Annotated in this window: 19 protein-coding genes; 5 read left to right on the plus strand and 14 right to left on the minus strand. The window is 39.3% G+C overall.

The features are described from left to right. Positions 1–99: 99 nt before the first annotated feature. On the plus strand, positions 100–1,011 hold the full coding sequence (locus BM146_RS04500) for a NifB/NifX family molybdenum-iron cluster-binding protein (protein WP_074884967.1): 912 nt from the start codon (positions 100–102) through the stop codon (positions 1,009–1,011). Here BM146_RS04500 and sdaAA read toward each other — a convergent pair. The 3 genes from sdaAA to BM146_RS04515 are packed head-to-tail and all read right to left on the minus strand — an operon-like array spanning position 1,004 to position 3,071. Next, the gene (sdaAA, locus tag BM146_RS04505) at positions 1,004–1,882 is read right to left on the minus strand and encodes an L-serine ammonia-lyase, iron-sulfur-dependent, subunit alpha (RefSeq protein WP_074884970.1); all 879 of its coding nucleotides are present in this window, start codon (positions 1,880–1,882) and stop codon (positions 1,004–1,006) included. The two genes, BM146_RS04500 and sdaAA, sit on opposite strands and share 8 nt — an antisense overlap. 17 nt (positions 1,883–1,899) lie before the next feature. Then, complete coding sequence (sdaAB, locus tag BM146_RS04510) at positions 1,900–2,568, minus strand: L-serine ammonia-lyase, iron-sulfur-dependent subunit beta (protein ID WP_074884972.1); 669 nt, start codon at positions 2,566–2,568, stop codon at positions 1,900–1,902. Beyond that, entirely contained in the window at positions 2,568–3,071 is a 504-nt protein-coding gene (locus BM146_RS04515; protein WP_074884977.1) for a CinA family protein, read from the minus strand. Before BM146_RS04515 ends, sdaAB begins: the two co-directional genes overlap by 1 nt. Before the next feature lie 159 nt (positions 3,072–3,230). On the opposite strand from BM146_RS04515, the gene BM146_RS04520 reads away from it, so the two are divergent. Both BM146_RS04520 and BM146_RS04525 read left to right on the plus strand, forming a co-directional pair. Further along, a complete protein-coding gene (locus BM146_RS04520; protein ID WP_074884981.1) occupies positions 3,231–4,721 on the plus strand; it encodes an MFS transporter in 1,491 nt (496 codons plus the stop codon). 4 nt (positions 4,722–4,725) lie between these two features. Next, positions 4,726–5,688, plus strand: coding sequence for an alpha/beta fold hydrolase (locus BM146_RS04525; protein WP_074885276.1), 963 nt, complete (start codon positions 4,726–4,728; stop codon positions 5,686–5,688). 117 nt (positions 5,689–5,805) lie between these two features. Here BM146_RS04525 and BM146_RS04530 read toward each other — a convergent pair whose 3' ends face one another. The 10 genes from BM146_RS04530 to BM146_RS04575 all read right to left on the minus strand — a co-directional run bounded on the left by BM146_RS04530 (position 5,806) and on the right by BM146_RS04575 (position 16,710). Beyond that, a complete protein-coding gene (locus BM146_RS04530; RefSeq protein ID WP_074884984.1) occupies positions 5,806–6,993 on the minus strand; it encodes a MalY/PatB family protein in 1,188 nt (395 codons plus the stop codon). A gap of 9 nt (positions 6,994–7,002) precedes the next feature. Next, positions 7,003–7,407: an amino acid-binding protein gene (locus tag BM146_RS04535; RefSeq protein ID WP_074884987.1), complete on the minus strand. Its 405-nt coding sequence runs from the start codon at positions 7,405–7,407 to the stop codon at positions 7,003–7,005. Beyond that, complete coding sequence (locus tag BM146_RS04540) at positions 7,400–7,774, minus strand: response regulator (RefSeq protein WP_074884990.1); 375 nt, start codon at positions 7,772–7,774, stop codon at positions 7,400–7,402. The genes BM146_RS04535 and BM146_RS04540 overlap by 8 nt, the downstream gene beginning before the upstream one ends. A gap of 91 nt (positions 7,775–7,865) precedes the next feature. Continuing rightward, positions 7,866–8,897 carry an ABC transporter substrate-binding protein gene (locus tag BM146_RS04545; protein ID WP_074884993.1) on the minus strand — a complete coding sequence of 344 codons (1,032 nt, stop codon included), beginning with the start codon at positions 8,895–8,897 and terminating at the stop codon, positions 7,866–7,868. A 27-nt stretch (positions 8,898–8,924) separates the two neighbouring features. Next, positions 8,925–9,965, minus strand: coding sequence for an ABC transporter permease subunit (locus BM146_RS04550; protein WP_074884995.1), 1,041 nt, complete (start codon positions 9,963–9,965; stop codon positions 8,925–8,927). Next, complete coding sequence (locus tag BM146_RS04555) at positions 9,966–11,033, minus strand: ABC transporter permease (protein ID WP_074884998.1); 1,068 nt, start codon at positions 11,031–11,033, stop codon at positions 9,966–9,968. Positions 11,034–11,036: 3 nt separating this feature from the next. Next, on the minus strand, positions 11,037–12,551 hold the full coding sequence (locus BM146_RS04560) for a sugar ABC transporter ATP-binding protein (RefSeq protein WP_074885001.1): 1,515 nt from the start codon (positions 12,549–12,551) through the stop codon (positions 11,037–11,039). Positions 12,552–12,631: 80 nt separating this feature from the next. Beyond that, positions 12,632–13,627 (minus strand): ABC transporter substrate-binding protein, encoded by a 996-nt coding sequence (locus BM146_RS04565; RefSeq protein ID WP_074885004.1) that lies wholly within the window; start codon positions 13,625–13,627, stop codon positions 12,632–12,634. A gap of 135 nt (positions 13,628–13,762) precedes the next feature. Beyond that, positions 13,763–15,088, minus strand: a complete 1,326-nt coding sequence (locus BM146_RS04570; RefSeq protein ID WP_074885008.1) for a sensor histidine kinase — start codon at positions 15,086–15,088, stop codon at positions 13,763–13,765. Positions 15,089–15,090: 2 nt separating this feature from the next. After that, a complete protein-coding gene (locus BM146_RS04575) occupies positions 15,091–16,710 on the minus strand; it encodes a response regulator transcription factor (protein WP_074885011.1) in 1,620 nt (539 codons plus the stop codon). Between the two features lie 180 nt (positions 16,711–16,890). Here BM146_RS04575 and BM146_RS04580 point away from each other — a divergent pair, with 180 nt between their 5' ends. Together BM146_RS04580 and BM146_RS04585 are read left to right on the plus strand one after the other, a co-directional pair. Then, entirely contained in the window at positions 16,891–18,261 is a 1,371-nt protein-coding gene (locus tag BM146_RS04580; protein WP_074885016.1) for an MATE family efflux transporter, read from the plus strand. Positions 18,262–18,465: 204 nt separating this feature from the next. Then, positions 18,466–18,750 carry an HU family DNA-binding protein gene (locus tag BM146_RS04585; RefSeq protein ID WP_022766405.1) on the plus strand — a complete coding sequence of 95 codons (285 nt, stop codon included), beginning with the start codon at positions 18,466–18,468 and terminating at the stop codon, positions 18,748–18,750. A 57-nt stretch (positions 18,751–18,807) separates the two neighbouring features. On the opposite strand, the gene BM146_RS19350 is transcribed toward BM146_RS04585, so the two are convergent. Continuing rightward, complete coding sequence (locus BM146_RS19350) at positions 18,808–19,470, minus strand: hypothetical protein (protein WP_074885020.1); 663 nt, start codon at positions 19,468–19,470, stop codon at positions 18,808–18,810. Positions 19,471–19,473: the final 3 nt, after the last annotated feature.

The raw sequence follows: 19,473 nt of genomic DNA on the forward strand, positions 1-19,473 counted from the left end.
TAAATATGCACATAAGTGTGTTTTTTCACTATATTTTGCTTTTTTGGCAATTTATGTTAATATGCACTAGTGACTTTTTATTTGGAAAGGAAAAGAATAATGAAAATTGCAGTTACTTATGAAAACGGTGAAGTTTTCCAGCACTTTGGACATACAAGCGAGTTTAAGATTTATACAGTAGAGGAAAAAAAAGTCGTATCCTCTGAGATAATAAGCTCAAACGGAAGCGGTCACGGTGCTTTAGCCGGACTTCTTGGCGATAAGGGAATTGATGTTCTTATCTGCGGCGGAATCGGCGGAGGAGCTTTTTCAGCTCTTGAAGAGAACGGCATTGAAGTATGCGCCGGAACATCCGGAAATACTGATGAAGTAGTAGAAGCTTACCTTAGCGGAAACCTTGTGAGCTCTGGTGTAAATTGCGACCACCACGGTGAGGGCCACACATGTGGCGACCACGAGGATGGACATAGCTGCGGACACCATGATGAAGGTGGTTGCGGAAGCGACTGCGGAGATGAAGAAGGCGGTTGTGCTTCAGGTGGCTGTGGCGGATGCAGCGGTTGCCATTCAGCTCCTTCATTCGAGGGAAAAAATGTTGGCAAGACATGCCGTACACACTACATTGGTACTTTCAACGACGGAACAAAGTTTGACTCATCCTATGACAGAGGAGAGCCTCTTGAGTTCGTATGTGGCGCAGGCATGATGATCTATGGATTTGACAAGGCTGTTGCTAACATGAACGTAGGTGAGACACTCGATGTGCATCTCATGCCTGAAGAAGCTTATGGAGAAGCAGATCCTACAGCTGTCTTCACTGTAGAGATTGCTGAGCTTCCCGGTTCAGAGGACCTGTCAGTTGATCAGAAAGTTTACCTTCAGGATATGTACGGAAGACCATTCCCTGTTAAAGTTGTAGGTAAGACTGATACAACTATCACATTAGATGCCAACCATGAAATGGCTGGCAAAGAGCTTAATTTCAAGATTGAACTTGTAGAAGTTAAGTAAGACCAAAAACTTTATCACGAAGTTTACGACCCGTTGGCGTTGTGGCAAGTCCACCGCCAGCGGTTTCTTTTAATGAGGCTGGAAGTGCATCACCGACTTCTCGCATTGCATCTATGCATTCATCTGCCGGAATATTGGCCCTGATTCCCGCAAGTGCCATATCTGCGCTTGAAAAAGCAATCGCAAGGCCTGATACATTTCTTTTTATGCATGGTATCTCAACAAGTCCGCCTACCGGATCACAGACCAGTCCCATCTGATTGGAAATAGCCATAGCGCAGGCATCTGCGCACTGAGATGGTGTTCCACCCATTACTTCTACAAGTGCTGCTGCAGCCATAGCTGAAGCACTTCCACACTCAGCCTGACATCCCCCTTGAGCTCCTGCCACACTGGATTTCTCTGCTATTACCATTCCAATTGCACCAGCAGTAAACATAGCCATTACCACATCTTTTTCTTCAAAACCGCGGTCTTCGTAAAGTGACACAAGACATCCCGGTAAAATGCCGCAGCTTCCGGCTGTAGGAGCAGCAACGATCCTTCCCATTGAGGCGTTACAGCCTGCTACTGCCAAAGCTCTGGCCATTGCTTTTGTCATGAAGTTCCCGCTGATACCACCTGTAGCGGCATACTCATTCATAAGATAGCCTTCGCCACCAGTAAGACCTGACATGGATTTCTGATCTTTTTTCATACCTTCTTTTATTGAATCCTCCATGACCTGGAAGCTGATCTCCATTTTTTCATAGAGTTCAAGTGGCTCTTTTTCCATGCTTTTAGCCTGGTCTTCCAAAACCAGTTCACTTATCTTTATATTTCTTTTTTCAGCTTCAGCTACTAATTCGCTGACAGATTCGTATTTAAGCATAAATATCCTTTTCTAATTCAGACTCTTCTTATCAAGATCGCATTTGTGACATGATCAATCTTCCTAATATCCTCCACCAGCGTATCCGGAGGCTGATTATCAATCTCAATAGTCATGATGGCATCGCCGCCTTTTTCCTGCCTGGACAAATGAAAATTAGAAATATTGAGCTCTGCATGCTCCCAATGCATCATATTGGTCACACTGGCGATGACGCCGGGCTTATCCTCATGCATTACCAGAATTGTATTATTTTCACCGTTAAACTCAACATTCATACCATTGATCTGGTTAACCAATATGTTTCCGCCGCCTATACTTGCCCCCTGCATGACGCCTTCAGTTCCATCATTTAAGAAATAATGGATCCTGGCAGTATTAGGATGGGCGCCTTTTATATTCTCTGTAATAAACTCATATTCAATTCCCTGCTCCGAAGCAATATCAAGAGCACTTCGGATTTCCGGAGAATAGCTTTTATATCCCATGATGCCGGCTAAAAGCGCTCTGTCCGTACCATGCCCCTTATAAGTTTGGGCAAAAGAACCTGACAAAGTTATTTCAACCTTTTTTAGCTGTCTGTTATCTATAAGCTTATTCACTACTCTTCCAAGTCTGACAGCACCAGCTGTATGGGAACTTGATGGTCCTATCATTATGGGCCCGATCATATCAAATACGTTCATTAAAACCTCTCTTCTATTATTGAACGAAGATCATCAGCAATAATATCCGCAACTTCAAGTTTGTAATCGTATCTGCTCTTTTGCGGCATTATAATCGTATCTTTGGAATAACAATCGTTTTTATAAGCAATTGTATAATATATCTGCCCCAGCGCGCTGTCTTCATTTAGAGGATCCTTGTTTCCCATGGTTCCTGTTACCCCTATTCCGATATCAGCGCCAAAAGATTTTTTGCAGGCTATTGCCATAGCATCAGCAGTTTCTTTTGAATATACTCCATATTCCTCAATAATATCCTGCGGAACACCTTCCATTATCTTGGCTTCGTTGGAATATGTAACAAATGCGCCTTTGATAACGGCAGATGAACCTTCTATATCTGTTAAAAGAGATGCAATAAGCCCACCTGTACAACTCTCCATTGTCGTGATAGTAAGTCCCTTGCATATGAGCAGATCCGTGATCGTGTTGTATTTTTCTCTTATTACCTTATCATTCATCATTTTTTCATCCTCATTTAAGTTTATCTAATGATAGCATAGATTATAGAAATGTGACTAATTAACATAAAAAGAATCTATCTATTATTGCCATATTTGAGATTTATTAAAAATGCTATACTTAAATATATTCAAACTTGGGGATTTTAGGGGGTTACATCAATGGAATACTACGGAAAAAAGCCAAACTACAACATGGCGCACAGAATAATGTTTGGAATGGCTGAATTCTATGGAGGCGGTGCTTTTGTCATCATAAATACGTTCTTTACCGTCTTCCTTATCAAAGCACTTGGCATGCCGGCTGCTCTCGCCGGAACAATTCCACTTGTAGGAAAAATCTGGGATGCGATAACTGACCCTATGATGGGTAACATTACAGACAGAACCGTGTCTAAATTCGGCGCAAAGCGCTTTTATATCTTCGTTGGCGGAATAGCTTCATCAGTTACTTTCTTACTACTATGGCTCACAATTCCATCCAGATCCATATGGGCAATGTACTTTTTTTATCTGATCATGTTTTGCCTGTTTTCAACAGGTTTTACTATTCTGATGGTTCCATATAATGGCCTGTTGCCTGATATGATCGACGATTATACTATGCGCTCCAAGTTTTCTACTGTTCGTATGGTATGGTCTACTCTTGGTTCTATGGTCTGCGGACTTGTTCCGTCTTTTATCATAAAAGACAACACTAAACCTGCTCAGTACATGACCTGCGCAGTTCTTTTCAGTATTCTTTTCTTCATTACAACTACTGTTACTTTCATAGGTACCTGGGAAAAGAAAAAAGAACCTGTAAAAACAACTTTAAGAGAAAGCTTTCCTCAGTCAATAAGCGTTCTTAAAAGCAGATCTTTCAAGCTTTTCCTTGGAATATATCTATTTGGCCAATGCGGTATGGACTTTGTCTCAGGAATGGCAGTCTACTATATTGACGATGTTCTTAATGGCTATTCAAATGGCTACTTTATCTACTTAATGGCCACAATTCTGGTATCTCAGCTTGTCGGTATGGTTTTCTGGGGCCCTATTATGAGCAAGACTTCAAAAAGAACGACTATTCTCATAGGTGCACCTACAAGACTCATCGGTACTTTAGGACTTCTTGCATTCTCATATGAAGGGGCAAGCATTGTTCCGGTCCTGGTACTTACAGCATTTATCGGATTTGGTAATGCAGCAACTCTCACCAGCATTTTCGCGATCATGGCTGATATGGCAGAGGTAGATGAGCTTATTACATCCATAAGACGCCCTGGAATTGTCTCAGGAATGGCTACTTTTGCAAGAAAAATCTCATCAGGCCTCTCCGCTGCAGGAATCGGCTTCCTTTTAGCTGCTGTTGGATTTGACGAAAATATCGCTAATGCTGGCCAGAGACAGGCTCTTTCAACTCAAAAGGGAATTGCTATGATCTATATTGTAGTTCCTGCAATACTTATTACCTTATTGTTCATCACTGCAGTGGTATTCCCACTTACAGGCAGGGAATTTGATATTATCCAAAAGGAAATCGCACGTAGAAAGGGCGAAGATACTTCTTCTATAACAGAAGAGGAAAAGAGAATATGTGAAAAAGTCACAGGTTTTTCCTATGAAAATCTTTGGAAAGCTGAAAATGCAAAAAAACTGGTAAAGGATGCTTAAGCAAATGGCAAAAATCGAACTTTTAGGAGAAGATAACTTCATCAGTGCCATGAATACCGAGAATAAAGCGTGGCGAAGGGAGCATGTCTCTCAGGGAGTTTTTAATTCTTTTGATGGTACCAAGATGAATTACTACTACGCAATACCGGACTCTGCCAAAAGAGCTATCGTTATAGTTCACGGTTTCTGTGAATTCTGGGCAAAATTTCATGAATATGCCTGGTATTTATACGAGGCAGGTTATGCTGTCTTTTTCATGGAGCAGCGCGGTCACGGATATTCAGGCGGCAAGCTCAAGACTCCTGATATTGTCTACATAGATAATTACAATACATACGTTGAAGATCTGCACGTTTTTGTAGAAAAAATAGTAGTTCCAAATACTTCTTCCATGCGCAGAACGCTTCTCGCACACTCAATGGGAGGTGCTGTAGGCACACTTTTTCTTGAAAAATATACAAAGTACTTTGACTCAGCCATCTTAAGCTCTCCGATGCTGAAGATGAAGAACAATACTTCGCCTATTCTGATAAAGCTCCTGGGTATCTACGCTTTTCTTTTTGGTAAGAAAAAAGCACTTGCTCCGGGACAAAAAAGATTTGATGGAAAGCCTGTATTTGAAACCAGTAGCGCCATGTCAAAGCCGCGTTACGACTATATGTTTGAAAGAAGGTTAAAAGACGAGCATTACCAAACCTATGGCGCCTCGATAGGATGGGCCCTGGCAAGCCTTAAGACCAACAAGGTTATCATGAAAAATGCAGGCAAACTCCAAATCCCTATCACTGTATTTACTGCCGGGAATGACCATCTTATAGATCCTGAGGGCTACAGGCAATTTGAACAACTCGTTCCATCTGCCAAATTTATAAATTTTGATGAATCAAAGCATGAGATCTTTAATGCAAAAGAAAACATCAGAAAAGAATACTTTTCTGATGTCCTTGAAGTCTTAGAACGTCTATGATCTTCAGATAAGTGCACTGGCAACTGTTCCTATGACCATTGCGAGAATAAGTGCCAGTGCTATTATTGCTACTACCTTTTTGTTCTTTTTGGTAATCATATCTTACATATTTCTCCTTTACTTCTTGATATATATCTTATATGCGTAATATAACCTTTCCATGGTCTCTTTTATCACCTGGTTTGGACATGCGATGTTAATTCTCTCAAAACCAATACCCTCATCTCCAAAAATGTAACCCTCGTCCGCAAATATATATGCTTTTTCGGCCATAAATGCCTCTAATTCGGTTTTATTTAAACCAAGTGACCTACAGTCACACCACAAAAGATAAGTGCCCTCTAAAGGGAAAATTTTGATTTCCGGAATGTTTTTTTCAATAAATTCAGAAATGTACCTGTAATTATCGTAAATAACCTGAATGCACTCATCAAGCCATCGTTCACCGTAAGTATACGCAGCCTCTAAGGCTACCATTCCAAGCACATTGGTCACAGATCTAAAGCCGTCAAGCCTTGATGCCTTGAACTTTTTATAAATATCCGGATTTTCAATGATCGCATAAGACGTCTGAAGCCCTGCGAGGTTAAAGCTCTTACTTGGAGCCGTGCATACTGCCATATGCATTCCGGCGTCTTTTGAAATGCGAGCCATTACTGTATGCTCAAATCCCGGCATTATAAGATCATGATGGATTTCATCATCAATTATAAAGACATCATTTCTCACGCATATATCATATACTTTTAAAAGCTCATCTTTAGTCCATACTCTTCCTACAGGATTATGTGGATTGCAGAATATTAAAAGCTTCGTATCAGCTTTTTTAGCCACTTTTTCAAATTCCTCATAATCAATTCTATATCCTGCTCCATCAAGTATAAGCGAAATCTCTATGAGATTACGGTCTTTCATCTTTACAGCTCTTTTGAACGGCTTATAAACAGGTGAAAAAACAACAACGCCATCACCTGGGGCGGTTGTGCTAAGGATCAAATCTCCAATAGCTGTAACAACTCCATCTGATGGCGCAATCCATTCTTTTTTTATTTCATAATTATGTCTTTTCCCCATCCAATTTACTATTGAGTTAAGATAGCTATCAGAAATGTCTGTATAACCAAGATAATTGTGGTCCAGATATCTCTTTATCTCCTCTGTGATCTCCGGAGCAGTCCTAAATTCCATGTCTGCAATTGACATTGGGACTATTCCCGAAGGAACATCAGGATTTCTTTTCAGCATATCTTTATACTTAAAAGAATTCTCACAGATACAATCTTTGGATGTGACAAAATCGTACATATCTACTCCTTAAATACAATTGTAACCTCTGTTAACAAGAATGTTCTCAACTGCCTTAACATCATCTGTACTGATAACCATTATTGGTCGTGCAGATTCGCGATTAAATGATAGATATGTATAATTAACATTGATGTTGCTTGAAAAAAGTGTTTTTAAAATTTTATCAAAGGCTCCTACTTCATCCTGACATTCCACTGCCAGAACAGGTGTAGTCTTACAAAGATACCCTGCTCCCTGAAGCACCTCGATACATTTTTCCGGATCTGAAACAACCATTCTGATTATTCCATATTCAGCAGAATCATTTGTAACAGAACCAAGTATATTAATTCCATTCTGGCAAAGAATTCCAGTAATATTCTGCAAGCATCCTTTCTTATTCTCAGCGTAGATTGAAATTTGTTTAAGCATCTTCTTCCCCAAAAACCTTTCTAACAGCCACAACGACATCTGTCGATGTAAATGGCTTTACCACAAAATCTTTTGCACCCTTTTTAAGGGCTAGGACTATCATGTTCTCATACTTTTGGTCTGAACACATGATAACATTGGCCTTAGGATCAATCTTCATGACCTCAGTAAGAGCGTCAATGCCGTTCATCTTAGGCATATTGATATCCAGGATCAAAAGATCCGGCTGTTTTTCCTTATAAAACTCAACTGCCTGCTCTCCGGTGAGAGCCTCACCTACAATCTGATACTTTTCGGGATCAAGGGCAGCCTTAAGCATTTCTCTCATAAAATTAGTGTCATCAGCTATAAGTATCTTCTTCCTCATAATAGTCTCCTAACCCGAATCAACATTAGCAATATTATTATGACAGCAAACTATAACCTATACAAATTAAATATAAATAAAAATACCACTTTTATTCGAGTTCATCAATCGTATATGTACTTCCATCCACCACAATTTCACTTATATCGTCAAAAGAGCTGTATAGTTTCTCAGATACATAGTTAAATTTGTCCGGTATTCCGCCTGAATTTAGTGTTTTTATGAGGGAACTGACTCTTGGACCATGATGAGGATTACACTCTGCAATACAGGCAATTTTTCCTTCTTTTGCATAGTTTATGGCTTCCTGGTTTACACCATCAAAAGAAACAACCATTATCTCACCGTTTGTGATGTCTGCTCCAACCTTTTTGCCTGCATTTTCAATGGCCTCAATAGCTCCTATGGCCTCATTATCATTTTCACAGTATACAACATTGACATTGTCATATTTACGAAGGAACGAAGCCATAACTTCTCTGCCCTTGGTCTCCGTAAAATCGCCGCTCACTTCATCAAGTATATCCCAGCCATTTGCTCTTGCAGCATTTGCAAGTCCCCTTGATCTGCCAATCTGAGCTGTTGATCCGATAGTCCCCTGTATATTTACAATGTGGATATCATCGGCTGATATGCCTCGTTTTTCAGTAAAAGCCTTTAACCAGGCAGCAACCTTTTTACCCTCAAGCTCAAAATCAGAGCCAACCCAGCAGGAATAGAGGTTCTTATCTGCAACATCTACTCGCCTGTCCACAATTATCACGGGAATTCCTGCTTCTTTTGCCTCTCCAAGTACTGAATCCCAGCCAGTCTCCATTGCAGGCGCAAGGACAATATAGTCGACTTCCTGCTGTATAAACATTCTTATGGCAGTTATCTGATTAGACTGTTTCTGCTGGCCATTCTTATATATCAGGTTATAGCCATTTTCCTGGGAAAAAGCATCAAGCATGGACTCTGTATTTGTACTTCTCCAGTCTGATTCGGCACCTAGTTGTGAGAATCCTACTGTTATATAGTTTTTGGTAACCTCATTTTCAACATCCGGATTTTGTTCATTAATAGTACTGCTCCCGCATCCGGCTGTAAAAACCGAAAGCAGGAGCAGTACTAGCGCTAACATGGCGTTTTTTCTCATATCTCAATGTCCTTATATTTTAAGAGCTTTCTTTTTTTGAGACATTACTATACTTTGGATGAGCAGGAATATACAGAGCATAGCTGCAATTGTGATTCCGGTCCACCATGCCTGATCAAGACCGGCAGAAGCTACTATGTTCTGAATTGTGCTGAGTGATAAAACTCCAAACAAAGTTCCGATGATGTTACCAACACCACCTGTGAGCATTGTTCCGCCGATGATAGATGAAGCAATGGCATTCATCTCCATTCCCATTGCGTGACTGGCAGCACCTGAACCTACATGAAGGAAATATACATATCCTCCGATTCCCGCAAGAAGGCTGCAGATAAGATGTGATAAGAACTTAGTTCTTTTTACATTTATTCCAAGCATCAATGCGCTCTGCTTATTGCCGCCAACTGCATATAAGTTCCTTCCAAGCCTGGTATAGCGAAGTACTAAGAATAATAATACCACAAGAATAAGCGCTACTATCACACCAATTTCAACATACGCTGGTACATATATTCCCTTTTTGTTCACCGATCCAAGTCCCGGAACATTTATTCTTGTTAATTTCAGTGCATTAAACTCTGTATCTTCCACATTAAATGGCGCTGTATTTACTATTGTCGTCATACCTCTGGCAAAAAACATGCCGGCAAGAGATACGATAAATGGCTGAATATCAAGGTAAGCAACCAGAAAACCCTGAACCAGTCCATAAGCAAGTCCTATTCCCAAAGCTATCAAAATCGAACCTATGATGCTTCCGTCATGGTAGTCAAGATACACCGCACAGCACATTGACACTAGTGCCACAACACCTCCGACAGAAATGTCGATTCCACCGCTTATCATAACTATGCTCATTCCACAGGCTGTAATAATAAGTGCTGCATTTGCATTCAAAATGTTAAAAAACATCTGAGGTTTAGTAAATCCACCACCCTGGAACAGTACTGCCCCTATATACATCAAGAAAAAGATAACAATTGTAATTGTAAGAAGCAGGTTTGTATCACTCATTTTATTGAAGATGCTTGTATTTTCTTTTATCTTTTTCATTTATGCAGCCTCCTTTCTAAACATTGGAAGCTGTTTTGTCAGCTTTGTCATGTAGTCCCTTACTGTAGGTGCTGAGAATATAACGAGCAGGATAACAACAACAGCTTTATATGCCGCAAGAGCATCAGACTGCACATTGAATTTATAAAGGGTAGTAGTCAAAAACTGAATGACATATGCTCCCAAAATCGAAGCCCACATATTGAACTTTCCTCCTGAAAGAGCGTTACCTCCAAGCGCTACCGCTAAAATAGCGTCCATCTCTATGTCTTTTGCTATTACCGAGTAATTGATCGTTGATAACCTGCTTACCTTGATAAGAGCTGCTACTGCAACGCAAAGGCCCAATATAACAAAAGATAAGAACTTTATGAATGTTGGATTTATTCCATTAAGCCTTGAAGAATTTTCATTTATTCCGACTGCCTGTGTATATAATCCCAAATTTGTATATTTTAGTACAATGGCAATAACTATAATGCACGCAATTACTATAAATACTGTGGTCGGAATCGGAATCCCCGGGATAAATCCACCAAAGTAGGCAAATTTCGGATCCGGAACGATTGGAAGTTCATTGTTGTTAATCCAGGCAGCAATTGAACGCCCCGCTGTAAAAAGAATCAGTGTCGCTATCATAGGCTGTATCTTAAAAATCGCAACCAGCATTCCATTGAATGCTCCACAGAGCATACCGACTATACAGGCTACAAGAAATGCCACAATAATCGGAGCTTTAATGGTTTCCGGTCTTGAATTGCCACCGCACAGAACTCTTAACATAGCAGATCCTGCAATAGCTATTGTTGCACCTACAGAGATATCCTGTCCGCCAGATGCAGCTGTAACAAGTGTCATGCCTATAGCCAGAATTGCAAGCTCTGAACCATAATCAAGAATTGTTATCAGATAACCTGATAAAACCGGATTTCCGGCATTATTTGTTCCAACAGTTACTTTAAAAAATCCCGGATCATTGATCAGATTTATTACTGCCAGAAGTATAAGTGCCATAAGCGGAATAAAGAGCTGATTGCTCGTTATCTTTTTTAATATTTGCTTATTCATACCTTATTCTCCCCCTGCAATAGTGCTCATGATCTTGTTCTGTGTAAGATCTTTGCCCGAAAGCTCCCCTACAACTTTTCTGTCACGCATAACTACCAGCCTTGAGCACGTTCTTAGCATTTCATCTGTTTCAGAAGAGATAAATGTAACGCTCATACCTTCTGAAGCAAGCTCTAACACAAGCTTTTGTATATCTACTTTCGTTCCTACATCAATTCCTCTGGTAGGCTCATCCAGAATAAGATATTCAGGATGCATTAACAGCCACCTTGCCAGGATCACTTTCTGCTGATTTCCACCGGAAAGAGATTTTATAGGGGTATCAGCCGATGCAGTCTTAATATTCAGTTTTTTTATGTATTCCTCAGCAAAAGCGTTGGCTTTTGCCTTGCTGAATGGCTTAAAAAAGCCTGTTAAAACCTGAAGTGCAAGTATAATGTTATCCCTTACGGAAAGATCTCCGATTATTCCATCCACTTTTCTGTCTTCAGGCAAGTATGCTATTCCATTTTTCATGGCATCCAAAGGTTTACTTATCTTAACTTCCTTGCCATGTACTTTCACATGGCCTCCTATTACCCTGTCTGCTCCAAAGATTGAACGAACACACTCACTTCGACCAGAGCCCAAAAGACCTGTAAATCCGTTCACCTCGCCCTTTTGGATATAAAAATCAAAAGGCTTTATTCCGGCATTACTCTGAAGCCCTGATGCTTCAAATACTTTCTCATCAGCATCTTTTCCTGCATATGCTGCATTCTCGCCTTTGATATCTGATAGATCGTCCATCTCTTTTCCGAGCATTTTTGCAACGAGCTGTACTCTAGGAAGGTCTTTTATCTCATATTCTCCAACAAGCTGACCATCTCTAAGAACTGTGATCTTATCGCAGACTTCATAAACCTGATCCAGAAAGTGAGTTACAAATATAATTCCAACTCCCATAGCCTTAAGATCTCTCATAAGGCCAAAAAGTTTTTCTACTTCCTGCTCATCGAGGGAAGAAGTCGGTTCATCAAGTATCAACACTTTACAGTCCATATCAACTGCTCTGGCTATAGCAACCATCTGTTGAACTGCTATTGAACAGTTTGCAAGCTGCTGCGTTGCCTTTGCAGGAATATCAAGTTTCTTTAAAAGCTTCTCAGTGTCTGCATTTATGCTCTTCCAGTCTACTAATCGTCCTTCTCCTCTGCCAATAAACATATTCTCAGCTACAGTAAGATTGGGACAAAGAGTGATCTCCTGATAAACTGTACTGATTCCAAGCCTTTGGGCGTCCTGAGGTGAATGGATCTGAACCTCTCCTTTGCCATCAAGGCAGATTGTTCCTGCATCTTTGGAATACACACCCGTCAGTACCTTGATCAGTGTTGATTTTCCTGCACCATTTTCTCCCATCAGAGCATGTATTTCCCCTTTGTTCAGGGTAAAATCCACATTCTGAAGAGCTTTAACTCCAGGAAATGATTTATTGATGCCTCGCATCGTTAGCACTTGTTTCTCTTCCACAGGCATTACCTCTATTTCTTTTAAAAAACGCGGTGCGGTTGTCCTTACGGACTCCTGCCGCACCGCGTCCTTTCTTTTTTACTTAATTAAATTCCGTATGTGTCAACATCCTGCTGTGTGATTGTTGTTGCATCGAAGCCCTTTTCATCCATGATGATTGTCTTCTGTGAAAGTGTTCCGCCACTCTCTAATGTCTTGATGATGTCATCAATGTAACTAGCCTGGAAAGGATTGCACTGTCCATCATAGTTCCAGTTCTGGTTAAGAAGCTCTTCAAGTGCCCACTTATTGCAGTCAAAGCCCATAACTACAACGTCTTTGCCAACACCATGTGAGATACCTGCTGCATCAAGTGCTGCAACAGCACCCTTTGCCATATCATCATTCTCAGCGTAGATTACGTTAAATGGTGTGCCTGCATCGATAACTGACTGAACGATCTGCTGTGCCTTCTCTGCATTCCATTCCGCTGTCTGCTGTTTAACGATGTTCCAGTTTGATTCAGCAGCAACCTTAGTATCAAGAGCACCACTACGTCCCTGCTGAGCAGCTGAACCCATTACACCCTGAATATGGATTACATTGTACTCTGAAAGATTCTGTCCAGCGAGCCAGTCAACAGCTGTCTGTCCTTCTTTTGCCATATCTGATACGATTGAAGCTTCATAGAGACTTGCATCTGCATCAATAGTACGGTCAAAAAGAATTACTTTGATTCCTGCAGCCTGTGCATCCTTAAGAACTGAATCCCAACCTGCTGTATCAGCAGCTGAAAGGAGAAGATAATCAACTTCATCCTGAATAAATGTCTGAGCGTACTGAATCTGTTCATCATTCTTTAAGCTGTAAGCAAAAGACACATCATATCCGTTTTCTTTTGTGAATTTTGCTTTAAGATCAGCATCATTAGCTGTACGATAACCGGACTCGTTGGGGTCGTTATTGATAATACCAACCTTAATAAGGCCGCCTGAAGAAGCCGGAGCTTCTGTGGTTGTGCTTGCTGTCGCTGTGCTTCCACATGCAACAAGACCAAGTGTCATGGCTGATGCCATAACGATTGACAATACTTTCCTCATCATAACAATTTCCTCCTAAAATATTATGTGTTTTGGGTTGTCCCCACCTCTTAAACACATTGTAGTTTTCAGGAGGAAATTTTAAATTCAATAAAAATTGAAATTAGGTTAGTTTTTTTATTAAAATTTCATTTTGTTTCAATTTTTTACGATTTCGGTTAATTTTTTAGGAAGTTTTATAACAACTCGTGTTCCTTCATCATATGTACTATCAAGATCAAGTCCATATCCTTCGCCAAAATTCAGCTTTATCCTCTGATTCACATTATAAAGGCCATAAACTGCACTTTTTTCAAGTTTTTCAGCCTTAAGCGCAAGTTTGACATCATTTAAACGCTCTGAAGTCATTCCCTTTCCGTTATCTTCAACGCATATTTCAAAATAATTACCATACGCTTTTCCGGTCACTGTAATTCGTCCACCGCCTCTTTTATTCTTGATGCCGTGATAGAGTGCATTTTCTACAACAGGCTGAACTGTGATCTTAGGAATACTATAATCAAAAATAGTTTCTTCGACATTTATCTCGTAGCTAAGTATGTCCTGATATCTTATCTGCTGTATCTCAAGGTAACTTCTTACATGTTGAAGTTCTTCTTTTACAGAAACAATTTCTTTTCCTCTATTTAGAGATGCCCTGAAAAAGTCAGACAGACTCTTAACCATATTAACAACCTGTCTCTGATTCCCTGCCTCTGCCGACCAAACTATGGTATCCAGTGTGTTATATAGAAAATGTGGGTTTATCTGGGCCTGCAAGAGCTCAAATTCAGCCTTTCTAAGCTGTTTTTGTTCCTGCTTTACCTGTTCTTCAATAGGGCGTGTTATCCACAATGGTCCTACAAATGATACCAATAAAATAACTAATATAATAGCAACTGTTATAACCATTGAAATCTTTATTATATCCAGAAATACTTTCTTATTTTCTGCTTGCGCTACCTGAATCTGCTTATTTTCATAGTAGATATACTCATTTATCGTCTCTTGTAAAAGAGCCGTAACTATCTGAACATCGTTCTCCCATATGAGCATATTTGCCTCGTATTTATCCTCATATGTGAGATTATTCTTTATTCTTTCTATGTAGGTTTCGAGGTTATTTAAGTACTTTTCTGCACTTAATAACCTCTTTTGATTATCATCCGTATTCGTATAACCTTTCAATCCACCAACAACAGCTCGCGCATCGCTAAGTAACACCGGTATCTGTGAATCCTCAGGTGCAACATTACCAACGATCAAAAGGTATGTCTCATAATCAAAATCTTCCTTAAAGTCAAGACTGAATTCGCTTGCAGCAACTACTGAATTCAGCATTGTATTATATCTTTCGCTGACAAAAAAGAGATTGTAAAGCGCATACACCATAAATATCAGGTTCGGTATAAGAAGTACAATATATGACAATCGAATCTGGGCCGCCAGCTTTGATCGCTGTTTTTTTCTATGACCATTGAACATTCTTACTCCTCCTCATGAGTACCATTTCTGTACTGCGTAGGAGTAAGTCCTTGTGTCTTCTTAAATAAATATGAAAAATAATGAGGATCCTTGTAACCAACCATCTGACCTATTTCATTACTTCTTTTTGAAGTGCTGCAAAGTAGCTCTTTTGCATGCTCCATCCTATAATCTGTAAGATATTTGATAAATGGTTGTCCTGTCTCCTGCTTAAATACGGCACTTAAGTGGTTTGGCGAAAAATTTACGTGAGCAGCAAGGGAGTTTAGCGACAGTTCTTCCTCCGCGTAGTGCCTCTCAATATATGACACAGCTTCATTCATAATGTCCCTGTATCTTCCAATTGCGTTGCTCTGTTTGATGATAAGCGCCTTATTCATAATTTCCTTCATATAATCGAAGGTCTTTTTCTCATCCCCAAGAACTTCTGCATTTGGAGCTGCAATCTGTTTATCAAGTTCATCTCTGCTAAGTCCTAATTCATTTAAAATATAATCTGTGACACAAAAATAAAGATCCATTGATATATATTGCCTGAGCATTGTAGATCTGATTGCATTCTTCCCCATTCCATTAAAGAATTCTTCCAAAAAGAACTCTGTCTCAGATGCTTCTCCTCGCCTCAGAAACTCTTTAACAAGCTTTCTATCTATATGTTTTGGGTCAATCTCGGACAAAATAATGTCTTCTTTTTCTACCTTGAGCCCCTCTTCAGATCCAACCATAAAACCGTTGTCAGATGTTAAGTACATATGTGCAAAAGCCCTGCTCGCCCAAGAAAATGATGTGCTTATTTCCGTTATTCTATTGACTATTTGACCTATGCCGCCAAAATATCGTATGTTATTATATTTCTCAAAAAGTCCCATCATTTCCCTGATTGTAGACTCTATATTTGTATTAATTGTGCTATCATCATCTCCTTTAAAAAGCAAAGAAAGCCCTTCCAAATCCAGATTAAAACAGATAGCTCCATTATTAGTTGCGATAGTCCTTATTCCTTCTTCAATTTTTAAGACGCTATTAGAAAATTCGCCTATCTCATGCTTTTTTGACCAAACTTTCATAAGAAGAACATTATATTTTAGAGCAGTTATATCTATAGATAGCTTTTTTGCCATCTCAATAAGTTCATAAGCACCGCAGTTAGAGCTTACAAGTTTTCCAAAAAAGGTCTGTTTATCCAGTTCATTCCTCTCTTTCATTTCCTCTTCATAGCGCTTTGTAGCTTCCTTCTCTGCGCGTTTTTCTTCAACCTTTTCAGATACAGAACTCACTTCTCTTAAAAGTTCGTTACCACTTATTGGTTTTGAAAGATAGCTTGAAACACCTATTCTGATTGCCTCTTTTGCATATTGAAAATCTTCGTACCCTGTAAGCAGGATTATCTCAATCCATGGAAATTCCGCCTTAACCATGCGGCTTAGAGTCAGACCGTCCATAAATGGCATTTTAATGTCTGTTATAAGAATATCCGGCTGTGTTTTCTGAATCATTGAGTAAGCAAGTTCCCCATCAGATGCCTCCCCACAGAAATCAAATCCATTTGCCAGCCAGTCAATGTTGTTTTTTATGCCTTCTCTAACAACAAATTCGTCTTCCACAAGAAATACTTTCACCATACCAGAAACCCCTTTATGAAATACATTTTCCCCGCTTCATTTTATCATTAAAGCTATAATTCCTAAAGATTGAATACGTACTATTTTACTGTTCCTGTTTTTTATATTTTTGCTCATATACATATAATTTCTTATATGTTATACTTTTACGGCTCAATTATATAAATAAAGGATGATGTTATGACAAAAGAAAACAAGATGGGTGTAATGCCCGTAAAACAACTGATTGTATCAATGTCTTTACCTATGATGATCTCAATGCTTGTTCAGGCTCTCTATAATGTCGTTGATAGCATTTTTGTATCTCAGATAGTCGGAACTACTCCGAATGCTGGTCAGGACGCTCTTACAGCAGTTACTCTTGCATTTCCTATGCAGAACTTAATGATTGCCCTTGGCTCAGGAACAGGTGTTGGTATTAATGCACTTCTTTCAAGGGCTCTTGGTGAAAAAAACTTCAATAAATCTGATTCGGCTGCTAATACCGGTATTTTACTCACTTTTTTCAACTATTTGTTCTTTCTTATCATTGGTGTCTTTTTCGCTGACACATTTATCAATTCACAGACTGACACACCTGTCATTGCTCAATATGGCGCTACCTACCTTAGAATTATCTCATGTTGTTCAGTAGCACTCTTTTTCCAGATAACTTTCGAGAGACTTCTTCAGTCAACAGGCAAAACCTTCTATAGTATGCTTTCACAGGCTTCAGGCGCCATAATTAACATTATTTTTGACCCGCTTCTAATATTTGGTATCGGTCCTTTTCCACAGCTTGGAATAGCCGGAGCAGCTTATGCAACCATATTTGGTCAGTGCGTAGGTTCCTGCATCGGTCTGTATTGTAATTTGCACTTTAACAAAGAAATCAATTTTTCTTTTAAAAGAATCCTCAGTATTGATGCGACAACAATCAAGGATATTTATTTCGTAGGTGTTCCATCCATACTTATGATGTCTATCGGATCTGTTATGACATACTTGATGAATCTGATTCTTGGAGCCTTCTCATCAACAGCTACAGCTGTATTTGGTGTTTACTTCAAACTTCAGAGTTTCTTCTTTATGCCTGTATTTGGCCTAAATAACGGTCTTATTCCTGTTCTTGCCTATAACTATGGAGCCAAGAACAAAAAGAGAATATCAGAAGCTTTAAAATTCGCCCTTACACTTGCTGTATCTATAATGATCGTTGGTACAATTGCTTTTCAGACGATTCCAGCTTTGTTATTATCACTTTTTAATGCTTCAGATGACATGATAAAGATCGGCATTCCTGCACTTAGAATAATCAGCCTTTCATTTCCTATTGCCGGTGTTTGTATCGCAATGGGTTCGATTTTCCAGGCTTTTTCAAAGAGCTTCTATTCACTGGTTGTATCCGTAGGAAGACAGCTTATAGTTCTTATTCCTGTTGCATGGCTTCTTTCAAAAACCGGCAACTTAAACTTAGTGTGGTTTGCCTTTCCTATTGCTGAGATTGCTTCACTTGCTATCTCAACTTACTATTTCAGAAAACTATATAGAACTATTATGTCTTTACTCTAAGGCATCAAAAAATCGCTATTTATAGCCTATAATTTATAAATATATTCTTTAAAATTCATAAATGAGCGTTTTTTTGAAGCAATCCACTAAAAAATATTACTTTTTCTTGCTTTTTTTCGACTTTTAACACTTGTGATGTGCATAAAATGGGTGTAAAATTTTTTCTAGTAATGAAAATGCTCAAATTGAGGGAGGTATTAAACCATGAATAAGACAGAACTTGTTGATGCTATTGCAAAGGAAACTGGTCTTTCTAAAAAAGATTCAGAGAAAGCTGTAAAAGCTTTTACAGACGCAGTTTCTAAAGAACTTAAGAAAAAAGGCAAAGTTCAGCTTGTTGGATTCGGTACTTTTGAGACTGCTAAGAGAGCAGCTAGAACAGGTAAGAATCCTCAGACTGGCGCAGCTATCAAGATTCCTGCAGCTACAGTTCCTAAGTTCAAAGCTGGTAAGGCTCTTAAGGATGCTGTTAACGGAAAAAAGAAATAAGTACGAAGGTCGTATAACCAAAGGTGATTACGAATTTTTTCGTAATCACCTTTTTTATTATCTTCTTTCTTTTAGTCTTTCTTCCAATGCTTTGTGCGCTTCGTATATATCCATATTCTGCTGCATGTCTATTTCTATAAGATTTCTAATATACTTTGTAGCAGACATATTAGCTGCCTTTGCCATGTGTTCTACGTAATCTCTTAATCCTCTTATATCAAGCAGAAGGAATTTATCTTTTTCATATCTGCTATTCTTTTCACTCTTTGCTGCCTTTTGTTTAGACTGCTCTATTTCCTGCATTCCCTGAACTGTTTGAACTGCCTGTATGGGCTGAGGTTGCACATATACTTGTTGAGATTGCATCATTTGCATCTCTGGCTCTGTATTTACTGTCGTAGTCTGCTGAGCTACAGGCATAACTGGCTGTGGCATTGGTTTCTGATATGTCTGCTGAGCCTGCGGTGCTACAAATTCATTAACCGGTGTCTGGATTTTATCAACAGCCTGCACCGACTGAGAAACAGGCTGATTTATAACCTGCTCTATTTTATCTTCTATAACTTCTTTTACTGGCTCTTCTACTGGCTTTTCTATCTTTTCAACAGCCTGTGCTTTTTCTTCTTTTATTTCTTCTTCCTTAATTGGTTGCATTCCGGCAAAAAGACCTGTTCCGGTCTTTCTTACACTTTTTTTCAGCATATCAGCTTTGCTAGCCATAAA

The organism is Butyrivibrio proteoclasticus, from assembly GCF_900115735.1.
Classification (GTDB): Bacteria; Bacillota; Clostridia; order Lachnospirales; family Lachnospiraceae; genus Butyrivibrio; species Butyrivibrio proteoclasticus_B.

What these genes read in the sequence shown, in the direction of transcription:
- BM146_RS04515 (WP_074884977.1), bottom strand. Translation starts at nt 3,071, where the DNA reads ATGATGAATGATAAGGTAATAAGAGAAAAATACAACACGATCACGGAT.
- BM146_RS19350 (WP_074885020.1), bottom strand. Translation starts at nt 19,470, where the DNA reads ATGGCTAGCAAAGCTGATATGCTGAAAAAAAGTGTAAGAAAGACCGGA.
- BM146_RS04525 (WP_074885276.1), top strand. Translation starts at nt 4,726, where the DNA reads ATGGCAAAAATCGAACTTTTAGGAGAAGATAACTTCATCAGTGCCATG.
- BM146_RS04530 (WP_074884984.1), bottom strand. Translation starts at nt 6,993, where the DNA reads ATGTACGATTTTGTCACATCCAAAGATTGTATCTGTGAGAATTCTTTT.
- BM146_RS04575 (WP_074885011.1), bottom strand. Translation starts at nt 16,710, where the DNA reads ATGGTGAAAGTATTTCTTGTGGAAGACGAATTTGTTGTTAGAGAAGGC.
- BM146_RS04555 (WP_074884998.1), bottom strand. Translation starts at nt 11,033, where the DNA reads ATGAATAAGCAAATATTAAAAAAGATAACGAGCAATCAGCTCTTTATT.
- BM146_RS04580 (WP_074885016.1), top strand. Translation starts at nt 16,891, where the DNA reads ATGACAAAAGAAAACAAGATGGGTGTAATGCCCGTAAAACAACTGATT.
- BM146_RS04545 (WP_074884993.1), bottom strand. Translation starts at nt 8,897, where the DNA reads ATGTTAGCGCTAGTACTGCTCCTGCTTTCGGTTTTTACAGCCGGATGC.
- BM146_RS04540 (WP_074884990.1), bottom strand. Translation starts at nt 7,774, where the DNA reads ATGAGGAAGAAGATACTTATAGCTGATGACACTAATTTTATGAGAGAA.
- sdaAB (WP_074884972.1), bottom strand. Translation starts at nt 2,568, where the DNA reads ATGAACGTATTTGATATGATCGGGCCCATAATGATAGGACCATCAAGT.
- sdaAA (WP_074884970.1), bottom strand. Translation starts at nt 1,882, where the DNA reads ATGCTTAAATACGAATCTGTCAGCGAATTAGTAGCTGAAGCTGAAAAA.
- BM146_RS04565 (WP_074885004.1), bottom strand. Translation starts at nt 13,627, where the DNA reads ATGATGAGGAAAGTATTGTCAATCGTTATGGCATCAGCCATGACACTT.
- BM146_RS04520 (WP_074884981.1), top strand. Translation starts at nt 3,231, where the DNA reads ATGGAATACTACGGAAAAAAGCCAAACTACAACATGGCGCACAGAATA.
- BM146_RS04500 (WP_074884967.1), top strand. Translation starts at nt 100, where the DNA reads ATGAAAATTGCAGTTACTTATGAAAACGGTGAAGTTTTCCAGCACTTT.
- BM146_RS04550 (WP_074884995.1), bottom strand. Translation starts at nt 9,965, where the DNA reads ATGAAAAAGATAAAAGAAAATACAAGCATCTTCAATAAAATGAGTGAT.
- BM146_RS04570 (WP_074885008.1), bottom strand. Translation starts at nt 15,088, where the DNA reads ATGTTCAATGGTCATAGAAAAAAACAGCGATCAAAGCTGGCGGCCCAG.
- BM146_RS04585 (WP_022766405.1), top strand. Translation starts at nt 18,466, where the DNA reads ATGAATAAGACAGAACTTGTTGATGCTATTGCAAAGGAAACTGGTCTT.
- BM146_RS04535 (WP_074884987.1), bottom strand. Translation starts at nt 7,407, where the DNA reads ATGCTTAAACAAATTTCAATCTACGCTGAGAATAAGAAAGGATGCTTG.
- BM146_RS04560 (WP_074885001.1), bottom strand. Translation starts at nt 12,551, where the DNA reads ATGCCTGTGGAAGAGAAACAAGTGCTAACGATGCGAGGCATCAATAAA.